We start from the raw sequence: 14051 nt of genomic DNA, 5'->3' as shown, positions 1-14051 counted from the left end.
CCGGCCTACAAACTAAAATAATGCAGACGTAAAAAAACCCGCCAAGGCGGGTTTTTTGTTGTCGGGTGGCGCTACGCTTACCCGACCTACGCTTCCTTTGCCCGGCAATTTTCACCGCCGGGCAGTCAACGATTAGTCGTTGTCAGAACCACCCAGACCTGCGTTCAGCAGTTCTGCCAGGCTGGCGGAGGCATCTTCTGCAGTCACCTGCGGTGCGGCCGGGAGTTCACCCGCAGCACGGCGACGCATCCTGTCCTGATGGTACGCATAACCGGTACCCGCCGGGATCAGACGACCTACGATAACGTTCTCTTTCAGGCCACGCAGTTCGTCGCGTTTACCCGCAACGGCTGCTTCGGTCAGGACACGCGTGGTCTCCTGGAACGATGCGGCAGAGATGAACGATTCGGTTGCCAGAGACGCTTTGGTGATACCCAGCAGATCGCGGGAGAACGTTGCGCCCACTTTGCCATTCGCTTCCAGTTCGCGGTTAGCGATCTTGACGCGAGAGTATTCAACCTGTTCGCCTTCCAGGAAGTCGGAGCTACCTGCGCTTTCGATGGTGGCTTTACGCAGCATCTGACGAACGATAACTTCGATGTGTTTATCGTTAATCTTAACGCCCTGCAGACGGTATACGTCCTGAACTTCGTTAACGATGTAACGAGTTACAGCATGAACACCACGCAGACGCAGAATGTCGTGCGGCGCTTCCGGACCGTCGGAAACCACGTCACCACGTTCTACACGTTCACCTTCGAATACGTTGAGCTGACGCCATTTCGGAATCATCTCTTCGTACGGATCGCTACCGTCTACCGGGGTGATAACCAGACGACGTTTCCCTTTGGTTTCTTTACCGAAGGAAATGATACCGCTGATTTCAGCCAGGATTGCCGGCTCTTTCGGACGACGTGCTTCGAACAGGTCCGCAACGCGCGGCAGACCACCGGTGATATCCTTGGTACCGCCGGATTCCTGCGGCACACGCGCCAGGGTGTCACCAGAACTGATCTGTACGCCATCTTCCAGCTGAACAATCGCTTTACCTGGCAGGAAGTACTGCGCAGGCATATCGGTACCCGGGATCAGAACGTCGTTACCCTGAGCATCAACGATTTTCAGCGCAGGACGCAGGTCTTTACCACCCGCAGTACGTTCTGCGGAATCCAGAACCACCAGAGAAGACAGACCGGTCAGTTCGTCGGTCTGACGCGTAATGGTCTGACCGTCGATCATGTCAGTGAAGCGGACAAAACCACTCACTTCCGTGATAACCGGCATGGTGTGCGGATCCCAGTTTGCTACGGTTTCACCGCCAGCAACCTGCTCACCATCACCTTTCGCCATCACAGAGCCGTAAGGCACTTTATAGCTTTCTTTGGTACGACCGAATTCGTCGATCAGTTTCAGCTCAGTGTTACGGGAGGTGATAACCAGTTTACCGCTGGAGTTCACAACCGACTTCGCATTGCTCAGACGGATGCTACCTTTATTTTTCACCTGGATGCTGGATTCAGCAGCCGCACGAGATGCCGCACCACCGATGTGGAACGTACGCATCGTCAGCTGTGTACCCGGCTCACCGATGGACTGTGCCGCGATAACGCCGATGGCTTCACCTTTGTTGATGATGTGGCCACGCGCCAGGTCACGACCATAGCAGTGCGCACATACACCAAAGTCGGTGTCACAGGATACAACAGAGCGGACTTTCACAGAGTCAACGGAGTTCGCTTCCAGCAGGTCACACCACTGTTCGTGCAGCAGCGTATTGCGTGGAACCAGAATGTCCGCCGTACCCGGCTTCAGAATGTCTTCCGCAGTCACACGACCCAGAACGCGATCGCGCAGCGGCTCTTTCACGTCGCCACCTTCGATAACCGGCGTCATGGTGATGCCTTCCAGGGTACCGCAGTCGTCTTCAGTGACGACCAGGTCCTGTGCAACGTCAACCAGACGACGCGTCAGGTAACCGGAGTTCGCTGTTTTCAGTGCGGTATCCGCCAGACCTTTACGCGCACCGTGCGTGGAGATGAAGTACTGGAGTACGTTCAGACCTTCACGGAAGTTCGCGGTGATTGGCGTTTCGATGATGGAGCCATCTGGCTTCGCCATCAGACCACGCATACCGGCAAGCTGACGAATCTGTGCAGCAGAACCACGCGCACCGGAGTCGGCCATCATGTAAATGCTGTTGAAGGAAACCTGCTGCTCTTCTACGCCGTCACGGTTAATCACGGTTTCGGTTTGCAGGTTGTCCATCATCGCTTTGGATACACGATCGTTCGCCGCGGCCCAGATATCGATAACTTTGTTGTAGCGTTCGCCAGCGGTTACCAGACCAGACTGGAACTGCTCCTGGATCTCAGCAACTTCCGCTTCCGCTTCAGAGATGATCTCGTGTTTTTTCTCCGGGATGACCATGTCATCGATACCAACGGATGCACCTGAACGCGCTGCATAAGCAAAGCCGGTGTACATCGTCTGGTCCGCAAAAATAACGGTCGGTTTCAGACCCAGAATACGGTAGCAAGTGTTCAGCATTTTGGAGATCGCTTTCTTGCCCAACGCCTGGTTGACGATGGAGAAAGGCAGACCTTTCGGTACGATCATCCACAGAATGGCACGGCCAACGGTCGTGTCTTTCAGGCTGGTGTGCGCAACGAACTCGCCGTTAGCATCTTTTTCGTATTCGGTGATACGCACTTTAACGCGCGCATGCAGAGAGGCCAGGCCAGCGCGATAAATACGCTCAGCTTCTTTCGGGCCAGTCAGCACCATGCCTTCGCCTTTGGCGTTAACACAGTCACGGGTCATGTAGTACAGACCCAATACAACGTCCTGAGAAGGAACGATGATTGGCTCACCGTTCGCAGGAGACAGGATGTTGTTGGTAGACATCATCAGCGCACGCGCTTCGAGCTGGGCTTCCAGCGTCAGCGGTACGTGAACAGCCATCTGGTCACCATCGAAGTCGGCGTTATATGCCGCACAAACCAGCGGGTGCAGCTGGATAGCTTTACCTTCGATCAGAACCGGTTCAAACGCCTGGATACCCAAACGGTGCAGGGTTGGCGCACGGTTCAGCAGTACCGGGTGTTCGCGGATAACTTCGTCCAGGATATCCCAAACGACAGCTTCTTCACGCTCAACCATTTTCTTCGCGGCTTTGATGGTGGTGGCGAGGCCACGCAGTTCCAGCTTGCCGTAAATGAACGGTTTGAACAGTTCCAGTGCCATTTTCTTCGGCAGACCGCACTGATGCAGACGCAGGTATGGACCTACGGTGATTACAGAACGACCGGAGTAGTCAACACGCTTACCGAGCAGGTTCTGACGGAAACGACCCTGTTTACCTTTGATCATATCGGCCAAAGATTTCAGAGGACGCTTGTTAGAACCGGTGATCGCACGACCGCGACGACCGTTATCCAGCAGGGCGTCAACCGCTTCCTGCAGCATACGTTTTTCGTTACGTACGATGATGTCCGGCGCCGCCAGATCCAGCAGACGTTTCAGACGGTTGTTACGGTTGATCACGCGACGATACAGATCGTTCAGATCGGACGTTGCGAAACGACCACCATCCAGCGGAACCAGCGGACGCAGATCTGGCGGCAGAACCGGCAGAACGGTCAGGATCATCCACTCTGGCTTGTTGCCAGACTGTACGAACGCTTCCAGCAGTTTGATACGCTTGGTCAGCTTCTTACGCTTGGTTTCTGAGTTGGTTTCGTTCAGCTCTTCGCGCAGAGTTTCACACTCTTGCTCCAGATCCATGCTCTTCAGCAGGGCCTGAATAGCTTCCGCACCCATCTTCGCGTCAAATTCGTCACCGAACTCTTCCAGCGCATCCAGATACTGTTCTTCAGTCAGGATCTGCTGGCGTTCCAGATTTGTCATGCCGCCTTCGATAACCACATAGGATTCGAAGTACAGAACACGTTCGATATCGCGCAGCGGCATATCGAGCAGCAGACCGATACGGGACGGCAGTGATTTCAGGAACCAGATGTGAGCTGTCGGGGATGCCAGCTCGATGTGGCCCATACGCTCACGGCGTACTTTAGTCTGGGTCACTTCAACGCCGCACTTCTCACAGATCACACCACGGTGTTTCAGGCGCTTGTACTTACCGCACAGGCACTCGTAGTCTTTTACCGGCCCAAAGATACGGGCGCAGAAAAGGCCGTCACGCTCTGGTTTGAACGTACGGTAGTTGATGGTTTCCGGCTTCTTAACTTCACCGAAAGACCATGAACGGATCATGTCTGGCGAGGCCAGAGCAATTTTGATCGCATCAAACTCTTCGGTTTTAGTCTGCGCTTTCAGAAACTTTAATAAATCTTTCACGGATTTGCTCCCGTCGGAGTTAGCACAATCTGGTGCTGGCGGTTACGCCAGCACCAGTGACCTGTTTGAGCGAGAGTTACTCGTCTTCCAGCTCGATGTTGATACCCAGCGAACGAATCTCTTTCAACAGTACGTTGAAGGATTCCGGCATGCCCGGTTCCATCTGATGGTTGCCGTCCACGATGTTCTTATACATCTTGGTACGACCGTTCACGTCATCAGACTTAACGGTGAGCATTTCCTGCAGGGTGTATGCCGCGCCATAAGCTTCCAGCGCCCACACTTCCATCTCCCCGAAGCGCTGACCACCGAACTGAGCCTTACCACCCAGCGGCTGCTGAGTAACCAGGCTATAAGAACCGGTAGAACGCGCATGCATCTTATCGTCGACCAGGTGGTTCAGTTTCAGCATGTACATGTAACCTACGGTTACCGGACGCTCGAACTGCTCACCCGTACGGCCGTCGAACAGCGTGATCTGACCGGAAGTCGGCAGGTCACCCAGCTTCAGCAACTCTTTGATTTCCGCTTCTTTCGCACCGTCAAACACCGGCGTTGCGATTGGCATACCTTTGCGCAGGTTTTCAGCCAGACGCAGAACTTCTTCATCGCTGAAGGTATTCAGGTCAACTTTCTGACGAACGTCAGCGCCCAGATCGTACGCACGCTGGATGAACTCGCGCAGTTTCGCGACTTCCTGCTGCTGTTTCAGCATGGCGTTGATCTTATCGCCGATACCTTTCGCAGCCATACCCAGGTGGGTTTCCAGAATCTGACCGATGTTCATACGAGACGGTACGCCCAGCGGGTTCAGTACGATGTCTACCGGCGTACCGTTAGCATCGTGCGGCATATCTTCGATCGGGTTGATCTTAGAAATTACACCCTTGTTACCGTGACGACCTGCCATCTTGTCACCAGGCTGGATACGGCGTTTAACGGCCAGGTATACCTTAACGATCTTCAGCACGCCCGGTGCCAGATCGTCGCCCTGAGTGATTTTGCGGCGTTTCGCTTCGAGTTTTTTCTCGAACTCGTGTTTCAGTTCGTCGTACTGCTCAGCCAGTTGTTCCAGCTGATTTTGTTTCTCTTCGTCGGTCAGACCGAGTTCCAGCCAGCGGTCACGCGGCAGTTTGTCGAGCTTCTCAGCTTCAACACCACCGGAAACCAGCACAGCGTAGATACGGCTGAACAGGCCAGCTTCGAGGATCTGCAGTTCTTCAGACAGGTCTTTCTTCGCCTGCTTCAGTTGCATCTCTTCGATTTCCAGCGCACGTTTGTCTTTTTCTACGCCATCACGCGTAAAGACCTGAACGTCGATAACCGTACCGGAAACACCGTTTGGTACGCGCAGAGAAGAGTCTTTAACGTCAGACGCTTTCTCACCGAAGATCGCACGCAGCAGTTTCTCTTCCGGCGTCAGCTGGGTTTCACCTTTCGGCGTTACCTTACCGACCAGAATGTCACCGCCGGTCACTTCCGCACCGATATAAACGATACCGGATTCATCCAGTTTGGAGAGCGCAGCTTCACCCACGTTCGGGATGTCAGCGGTGATCTCTTCTGGCCCCAGCTTGGTGTCACGGGACACGCACGCCAGTTCCTGAATGTGGATGGTGGTGAAACGATCTTCCTGGACAACACGCTCGGAGACGAGGATGGAGTCTTCGAAGTTGTAACCGTTCCACGGCATGAACGCCACGCGCATGTTCTGACCCAGCGCCAGTTCACCGAGGTCGGTAGACGGACCGTCAGCCAGCACGTCGCCACGTTCAACCGGCTCACCCAGAGACACACACGGCATCTGGTTGATACAGGTGTTCTGGTTAGAACGGGTGTATTTGGTCAGGTTGTAGATGTCGATACCTGCTTCGCCCGGGTACATCTCGTCTTCGTTAACTTTGATAACGATACGGGACGCATCCACGTACTGAACGGTACCGCCACGTTTAGCCACCGCGGTTACACCGGAGTCAACGGCAACAGCACGTTCCATGCCGGTACCAACCAGCGGCTTATCAGCGCGCAGAGTCGGAACCGCCTGACGTTGCATGTTCGCACCCATCAATGCACGGTTGGCGTCATCGTGTTCCAGGAACGGGATCAGGGACGCACCGACGGAAACCACCTGCTGGGTGGAAACGTCCATGTAGTCAACCTGATCACGGCTGAACAAGCTGGATTCGCCTTTACTACGGCAGGTAACCAGATCTTCTACGAAGTGGCCATCGTCATCCAGGTTGGAGTTCGCCTGAGCGATAACGAAGTTACCTTCTTCAATAGCAGACAGGTAATGAATCTCATCAGTCACCACGCCATCAACAACGCGACGGTACGGCGTCTCAAGGAAACCATATTCGTTAGTCTGTGCGTACACGGACAGGGAGTTGATAAGACCGATGTTCGGGCCTTCAGGTGTTTCGATAGGACATACGCGACCGTAGTGAGTCGGGTGTACGTCTCGAACTTCAAAGCCGGCACGTTCACGAGTCAGACCGCCTGGGCCGAGTGCAGAGATACGACGTTTGTGCGTAATCTCAGACAGCGGGTTGTTCTGGTCCATAAACTGAGACAGCTGGCTGGAACCGAAGAACTCTTTCACTGCGGCAGAAATCGGTTTGGCGTTGATCATGTCCTGAGGCATCAGGGTATCCAGATCGCCCAGAGACAGACGCTCTTTCACCGCACGCTCAACACGCACCAGGCCAACGCGGAATTGGTTTTCCGCCATTTCGCCTACGGAACGGATACGACGGTTGCCGAGGTGGTCGATATCATCGACTTCGCCTTTACCGTTACGGATATCAATGAGCTTCTTCATCACTTCAATGATGTCGTCTTTGCTCAGGATACCGGAACCTTCGATTTCGTCGCGCAGCAGAGAACGGTTGAACTTCATACGACCGACCGCAGACAGGTCATAACGGTCTTCAGAGAAGAACAGATTCTCAAACAGGCTTTCAGCCGCTTCACGTGTCGGCGGTTCACCCGGGCGCATCATGCGGTAGATTTCTACCAGCGCGCTCAGACGATCGTTGGTTGGGTCGACGCGTACGGTTTCAGAAATGTACGGGCCGTGGTCCAGATCGTTGGTGAACAGGGTTTCGATACGTTTGTGACCAGACTGGCTCAGTTTCGCCAGCAGATCCAGGCTCAGCTCCATGTTCGCCGGGCAGATCAGCTCGCCAGTGGAAGCATCAACGTAATCTTTTGCGGATACTTTTCCTGCAATGTACTCAACCGGAACTTCGATGTGTTTGATATCATCTTTTTCCAGTTGGCGAATGTGACGCGCCGTAATGCGGCGGCCTTTCTCAACGTACACTTTACCGTCAGCTTCGATATCGAAGGAGGCGGTTTCACCACGCAGGCGTTCCGGCACAAGCTCCATCTGCAGCTTGTTGTCGCGAATCTCGAAAATAACTTTTTCGAAGAACAGATCCAGGATCTGCTCGGTGGTGTAGTTCAGCGCACGCAGAATGATGGTCGCAGGCAGTTTACGGCGACGGTCGATACGTACGAACAGGTTGTCCTTCGGATCGAATTCGAAGTCCAGCCAGGAACCACGGTAAGGAATGATGCGCGCGTTATACAGCACTTTACCCGAAGAGTGGGTTTTACCTTTGTCGGAGTCAAAGAAGACGCCCGGACTACGGTGCAACTGTGAAACGATAACACGCTCAGTACCGTTGATAACAAAGGTACCGTTGTCAGTCATGAGCGGAATTTCGCCCATGTAGACTTCTTGTTCTTTAATGTCTTTAACGGTGCCTTCCGGCGCTTCGCGCTCGTAGATCACCAGACGCAATTTTACGCGCAGCGGTGCGGAATAGGTCACGCCACGGATCTGACATTCCTGAACGTCAAACACCGGTTCGCCAAGGCGGTAGCTGACGTATTGCAGCTCGGAATTACCGCTGTAGCTCTGAATTGGGAATACGGAACGGAAGGCAGCTTCCAGACCATACTGCCCTTCAGGATCTTGCTCGATAAACTTCTGAAACGAGTCAAGCTGGATAGAAAGGAGATAAGGTATGTCCAGTACTTGCGGACGTTTACCAAAATCCTTACGAATACGTTTTTTCTCGGTATAGGAGTAAACCATAGGGTTCCTCAGCTCGCTGACAAGTCGACCCATCTGTCCATTGAGCGGACAGTTTGTGCAACACTATTTTGTTGACCGGAAAATCGAATACTTTCCGCAATGCCTGTTGCTATCACGCTTAAACCATTTCATTGCGATTTACCCAGAACGGACGTTCTGTCGCAGTATATTAAGTCGTCGATAGAAACAAGCATTGAAAGGCACAGCAGTAGTCAAACAGTGTGAAATGCTACTGGCGCCTTACAGCGCAAAAAGGCTGGTGACCAAAAAGTCACCAGCCATCAGCCTAATTTCTCAGGCTGCAACCGGAAGGGTTGGCTTATTTAACTTCAACTTCAGCGCCAGCTTCTTCCAGAGATTTTTTCAGTGCTTCAGCGTCATCTTTGCTCACGCCTTCTTTCAGAGCGGCCGGAGCAGATTCTACCAGGTCTTTAGCTTCTTTCAGACCCAGGCCAGTTGCGCCACGTACTGCTTTGATTACAGCAACTTTGTTAGCGCCAGCAGCTTTCAGAATTACGTCGAATTCAGTTTTTTCTTCAGCAGCTTCAACCGGGCCAGCAGCTACAGCTACAGCAGCAGCAGCGGAAACACCGAATTTTTCTTCCATTGCAGAGATCAGTTCTACAACGTCCATTACGGACATAGCGGATACTGCTTCAATGATTTGATCTTTAGTGATAGACATTTAAATTGTTCCTGAATATCAGAATAAGTTTATACGTAAGCAGATGCTTTAAAAAGATAACTGCAATTAAGCAGCTTCTTTCGCATCGCGTACAGCAGCCAGAGTACGAACCAGTTTGCCAGCCGAAGCTTCTTTCATGGTTGCCATCAGGCGTGCAATTGCTTCTTCGTAGGTCGGCAGAGTTGCCAGGCGGTCGATCTGAGACGCCGGGATCAGCTCGCCTTCAAAGGCAGCGGCTTTGACCTCAAATTTTGCATTCGCTTTCGCGAACTCTTTGAACAGACGAGCAGCAGCGCCCGGGTGTTCCATAGAGTATGCAATCAGGGTCGGACCAACAAACGTGTCTTTCAGGCACTCGAACTGAGTACCTTCAACGACGCGGCGCAGCAGGGTGTTACGAACAACACGCATGTAAACGCCAGCTTCACGACCTGCTTTACGCAGTTCAGTCATTTTATCTACAGTTACGCCACGGGAATCCGCAACTACTGCAGACAGCGCGCCTTTGGCTACTTCGCTGACTTCAGCAACAATCGCTTGTTTGTCTTGAAGATTTAAAGCCATTAGCTTTGCTCCTGGATGTTTGCCGGAACTCATGTTCCGGAACTCACTTCACTCTTTCCAACGAAAAGAGCGTCTTAATACGGTGAGCAGAAACAAGCCAGAGTATCCAAAAATAATCTTAGCGTTCTGTCACCGTCTACGCAGGGGATTAAGTCTCTTACGAAACACCTGCGGTCTTCGACGGAGGCCTGGATAGGCCAGGCTCCAACGAACAAATCTTTCTATGCCTTCGTCATTTGAATCTCAGCCACGTTAGCGGCAATTCAAACGATTCACATAGTGTCTGTCTCTTTCAACAGAATCGTGGGGGTAGAATTGTAGACAAATCCACCGCCCACGTAAAGCTAATCTTAGTTCGCAGATGCGCTCAGACCAGCCTGATCAACGGCAACACCAGCACCCATGGTGGTGGAGATGCTGATTTTCTTGATGTACACGCCTTTCGCCTGAGTCGGTTTTGCTTTCTTCAGCGCAACCAGCAGAGCTTCCAGGTTTTCTTTCAGTTTGTCAGCGTCAAAATCCACTTTACCGATGGTGGTGTGGATGATGCCGTTTTTGTCGTTACGGTAACGAACCTGACCCGCTTTAGCGTTCTTAACCGCTTCAGCAACGTTAGGGGTTACAGTACCGACTTTCGGGTTTGGCATCAGGCCGCGCGGACCCAGAACCTGGCCCAGCTGGCCAACAACGCGCATTGCATCCGGGGAAGCAATAACTACGTCAAAGTTCATTTCGCCTTTCTTGATCTGGTCAGCCAGATCTTCCATACCTACCAGTTCAGCGCCAGCCGCTTTAGCAGCTTCAGCGTTTGCACCCTGGGTAAATACGGCTACGCGAACGGAACGGCCAGTACCGTGCGGCAGTACAGTTGCACCACGTACGTTCTGGTCAGATTTACGCGCGTCAATGCCGAGGTTAACGGCAACGTCTACGCTTTCTACGAACTTAGCGGTAGCCAGTTCTTTCAGTAGAGAGATAGCTTCATTGATGTCGTACTGTTTGGTCGCATCAATTTTCTCACGGATCACACGCATGCGCTTGGTCAGTTTAGCCATTTCTTAGTCCTCCACTACCAGGCCCATGGAACGTGCAGTACCTTCAATGGAGCGAGTCATCGCTTCAATGTCGGCACCAGTCATGTCGGCAGCTTTGGTCTGCGCGATTTCCTGCAGCTGAGCGCGGGAAATTTTACCTACTTTGTCTTTGTTCGGTTTACCGGAACCAGACTTAATACCAGCCGCTTTCTTCAGCAGAACTGCTGCCGGAGGCGTTTTGGTAACGAAGGTGAAAGAACGGTCAGCGTAAACGGTGATAACAACCGGGATCGGCAGGCCTTTTTCGATGGAATCAGTCTTCGCGTTGAACGCTTTGCAGAATTCCATGATGTTAACACCCTGTTGACCCAGAGCAGGACCAACCGGCGGACTCGGGTTTGCCATACCAGCTGCAACCTGCAGCTTGACGTAGGCTTGGACTTTCTTAGCCATTCTCAATTTCCTCTGTTGGGTGATAACGCCTCAGCGAGGCTCCCCGTGATATAAAAATTCGTTCTACGGGCCAGGCCCATAAAAACAAAAGGCGCGAAATTGTATTCCAATCTCACGCCTTGTGCAACGATTAAATCGCCGCTTTTTTGATCGCTACTTAGGCTTTTTCGACCTGAGCAAAGTCCAGTTCTACCGGGGTCGCACGACCGAAGATAGAGACGGACACTTTCAGGCGGGACTTCTCGTAGTCAACTTCTTCAACAACGCCGTTGAAGTCAGCAAACGGACCATCGTTGACACGTACCATTTCACCCGGTTCAAACAGCGTTTTCGGACGCGGCTTATCACCCACCTGCTGCAGGCGGTTCATGATCGCATCGACTTCTTTATCGCTGATCGGCGCCGGACGATCGGAAGTACCACCGATGAAGCCCATTACGCGCGGTACGCTACGCACCAGGTGCCAGCTGGCGTCATTCATCACCATCTGTACCAGCACGTAACCCGGGAAGAATTTGCGCTCGCTCTTGCGACGCTGGCCGCCACGGATCTCAACCACTTCTTCGGTTGGAACCATAACTTCACCAAACAACTCTTCCATATTGTGTAATTTGATATGCTCACGCAGCGATGTGGCTACGCGGCCTTCAAAACCGGAAAACGCCTGAACGACGTACCAGCGCTTTTTAGGAGCTTCAGACATCTCAGAACCTCAGGCCAGTGATAAAGGAAACCAGGCGAACCAGAATACCATCCAGTCCCCACAGGATCAGTGACATTACTGCGGTAACCGCAGCCACAATCAGCGTGGTGTGCAATGTTTCCTGGCGAGTCGGCCAAATGACCTTACGTACTTCAGTACGCGCTTCGCGGGCAAAAGCAACGGTGGCTTTACCTTTTGTTGTCAACAGCGCGACACCACCCGCTGCAGCAATCAGAATTACTACGGCCAGCGCACGCAGCGGCAGCATCATGTCACGATAAAGATAGTTGCCAACAATTGCCACGATCAGCAATGCCACAACCACGATCCACTTTATCGCTTCCAGGCCACGCCCGCTCCCTTGAGCTTCGGTATTCGCACTCATAAACCAACCTGTCAGAAGTATTCTACAAATAATTTCACCCCGCGAATGCGAGGCTAACCAGTCAACCTTGTGCCGAAATGCATTTGGGCATTCCGTGCTCTACGCCCTCTTCAGAGCCTGTCTCAGCAATGATTATGACAAATAAAATCACTGATGAGCCAGGTTCTGGTTCGAAAGCGTGCAAAAAGGGCATCAAATGATGCCCTTTTAATGCGCATTGCGTCAAATGTTATCAGCGATTAGCTCATTACTTTAGCAACAACGCCCGCACCTACAGTACGGCCACCTTCACGGATTGCGAAACGCAGACCGTCGTCCATCGCGATCGGGTGGATCAGGGTAACAACCATTTTGATGTTGTCGCCCGGCATGACCATCTCTACGCCTTCCGGCAGTTCGATGGTACCCGTCACGTCAGTCGTACGGAAGTAGAACTGCGGACGGTAGCCTTTGAAGAACGGAGTATGACGGCCGCCTTCGTCTTTGGACAGAATGTACACTTCAGATTCGAACTTGGTGTGCGGCTTGATGGAACCCGGCTTAGCCAGTACCTGACCACGTTCGATTTCTTCACGTTTGATACCACGCAGCAGAACACCTACGTTCTCACCCGCGCGGCCTTCGTCCAGCAGTTTGCGGAACATTTCAACGCCAGTACAAGTAGACTTCGCAGTCTCTTTGATACCAACGATTTCAACTTCTTCGCCAACTTTGATGATACCGCGCTCTACACGACCGGTAACAACGGTACCACGACCGGAGATGGAGAATACGTCTTCGATTGGCAGCAGGAACGGCTTGTCAATCGCACGCTCTGGTTCCGGAATGTAAGAATCCAGGAAACCAGCCAGTTCGATGATTTTCGCTTCCCACTCTGCGTCGCCTTCCAGCGCTTTCAGAGCAGAACCACGGATGATTGGGGTGTCGTCGCCCGGGAAATCGTACTGAGACAGCAGTTCACGAACTTCCATCTCTACCAGTTCCAGCAGCTCTTCGTCATCAACCATGTCGCATTTGTTCAGGAACACGATGATGTACGGAACGCCTACCTGACGACCCAGCAGGATGTGCTCACGAGTCTGCGGCATCGGGCCGTCAGTCGCAGCAACAACCAGGATCGCGCCGTCCATCTGCGCAGCACCGGTGATCATGTTTTTAACATAGTCGGCGTGGCCCGGGCAGTCTACGTGTGCGTAGTGGCGAGTCGGGGTGTCATACTCAACGTGAGACGTGTTGATGGTGATACCACGAGCTTTTTCTTCCGGCGCGTTATCGATCTGATCGAATGCGCGAGCAGCACCGCCGTAGGTTTTAGCCAGTACGGTAGTGATGGCAGCGGTCAGCGTTGTTTTACCATGGTCAACGTGGCCGATAGTACCGACGTTAACGTGCGGTTTTGTACGTTCAAACTTTTCTTTAGACATCGATTGTCCCTCTAAGACACGGATAAATCGGTGATATCACCACATCAACCAGGCGATATGCCTGACTGTTGAATCACTGAGTCGTTACAGAGAAAACACGGGGAGGAGAAGTGAAGTGGTGCTGATACCCAGAGTCGAACTGGGGACCTCACCCTTACCAAGGGTGCGCTCTACCAACTGAGCCATATCAGCACGTCTGGAGCGGGCAGCGGGAATCGAACCCGCATCATCAGCTTGGAAGGCTGAGGTAATAGCCATTATACGATGCCCGCATCCTGGAACTCGGCTACCCAGTTCTTTCTGTAACAAAAAAAGAGACAAGTCTCTTTTCTCATTCGAGCC

9 protein-coding genes and 2 tRNA genes are annotated in these 14051 nt (G+C 52.7%); all 11 read right to left on the bottom strand.

All coding sequences use genetic code 11. From position 1 onward, the window contains the following. Positions 1-132 precede the first annotated feature (132 nt). The 11 genes from rpoC to F384_RS21890 all read right to left on the bottom strand — a co-directional run bounded on the left by rpoC (position 133) and on the right by F384_RS21890 (position 13981). Positions 133-4356: a DNA-directed RNA polymerase subunit beta' gene (rpoC, locus tag F384_RS21940; RefSeq protein WP_046493747.1), complete on the bottom strand. Its 4224-nt coding sequence runs from the start codon at positions 4354-4356 to the stop codon at positions 133-135. 76 nt (positions 4357-4432) lie between these two features. Then, positions 4433-8461, bottom strand: a complete 4029-nt coding sequence (gene rpoB / locus F384_RS21935; protein WP_046493744.1) for a DNA-directed RNA polymerase subunit beta — start codon at positions 8459-8461, stop codon at positions 4433-4435. Positions 8462-8780: 319 nt separating this feature from the next. Continuing rightward, positions 8781-9146, bottom strand: a complete 366-nt coding sequence (gene rplL / locus F384_RS21930; protein WP_012133812.1) for a 50S ribosomal protein L7/L12 — start codon at positions 9144-9146, stop codon at positions 8781-8783. Positions 9147-9212: 66 nt separating this feature from the next. After that, a complete protein-coding gene (gene rplJ, locus F384_RS21925) occupies positions 9213-9710 on the bottom strand; it encodes a 50S ribosomal protein L10 (protein WP_001207203.1) in 498 nt (165 codons plus the stop codon). Between the two features lie 350 nt (positions 9711-10060). Next, a complete protein-coding gene (gene rplA, locus F384_RS21920) occupies positions 10061-10765 on the bottom strand; it encodes a 50S ribosomal protein L1 (RefSeq protein WP_046493695.1) in 705 nt (234 codons plus the stop codon). Between the two features lie 3 nt (positions 10766-10768). Continuing rightward, entirely contained in the window at positions 10769-11197 is a 429-nt protein-coding gene (rplK, locus tag F384_RS21915) for a 50S ribosomal protein L11 (protein ID WP_001085926.1), read from the bottom strand. Positions 11198-11354: 157 nt separating this feature from the next. Further along, on the bottom strand, positions 11355-11900 hold the full coding sequence (nusG, locus tag F384_RS21910) for a transcription termination/antitermination protein NusG (protein ID WP_003862341.1): 546 nt from the start codon (positions 11898-11900) through the stop codon (positions 11355-11357). A gap of 1 nt (position 11901) precedes the next feature. Further along, positions 11902-12285, bottom strand: a complete 384-nt coding sequence (gene secE / locus F384_RS21905; protein ID WP_046493551.1) for a preprotein translocase subunit SecE — start codon at positions 12283-12285, stop codon at positions 11902-11904. A 239-nt stretch (positions 12286-12524) separates the two neighbouring features. After that, positions 12525-13709: an elongation factor Tu gene (tuf, locus tag F384_RS21900; protein WP_046493550.1), complete on the bottom strand. Its 1185-nt coding sequence runs from the start codon at positions 13707-13709 to the stop codon at positions 12525-12527. 116 nt (positions 13710-13825) lie between these two features. Continuing rightward, positions 13826-13901, bottom strand: a tRNA-Thr gene (locus F384_RS21895). Between the two features lie 5 nt (positions 13902-13906). After that, positions 13907-13981 (bottom strand) — tRNA-Gly (locus F384_RS21890). Between the last annotated feature and the right edge of the window lie 70 nt (positions 13982-14051).

Source organism: Citrobacter amalonaticus Y19 (assembly GCF_000981805.1).
In the GTDB taxonomy this organism is placed as follows: domain Bacteria; phylum Pseudomonadota; class Gammaproteobacteria; order Enterobacterales; family Enterobacteriaceae; genus Citrobacter_A; species Citrobacter_A amalonaticus_C.
The sequence above is the reverse complement of the archived record's forward strand: the minus strand, read 5'-3'. Positions and strand labels throughout refer to the sequence as shown.

What these genes read in the sequence shown, in the direction of transcription:
- rpoB (WP_046493744.1), bottom strand. Translation starts at nt 8,461, where the DNA reads ATGGTTTACTCCTATACCGAGAAAAAACGTATTCGTAAGGATTTTGGT.
- rplL (WP_012133812.1), bottom strand. Translation starts at nt 9,146, where the DNA reads ATGTCTATCACTAAAGATCAAATCATTGAAGCAGTATCCGCTATGTCC.
- rplJ (WP_001207203.1), bottom strand. Translation starts at nt 9,710, where the DNA reads ATGGCTTTAAATCTTCAAGACAAACAAGCGATTGTTGCTGAAGTCAGC.
- rplA (WP_046493695.1), bottom strand. Translation starts at nt 10,765, where the DNA reads ATGGCTAAACTGACCAAGCGCATGCGTGTGATCCGTGAGAAAATTGAT.
- rplK (WP_001085926.1), bottom strand. Translation starts at nt 11,197, where the DNA reads ATGGCTAAGAAAGTCCAAGCCTACGTCAAGCTGCAGGTTGCAGCTGGT.
- nusG (WP_003862341.1), bottom strand. Translation starts at nt 11,900, where the DNA reads ATGTCTGAAGCTCCTAAAAAGCGCTGGTACGTCGTTCAGGCGTTTTCC.
- secE (WP_046493551.1), bottom strand. Translation starts at nt 12,285, where the DNA reads ATGAGTGCGAATACCGAAGCTCAAGGGAGCGGGCGTGGCCTGGAAGCG.
- tuf (WP_046493550.1), bottom strand. Translation starts at nt 13,709, where the DNA reads ATGTCTAAAGAAAAGTTTGAACGTACAAAACCGCACGTTAACGTCGGT.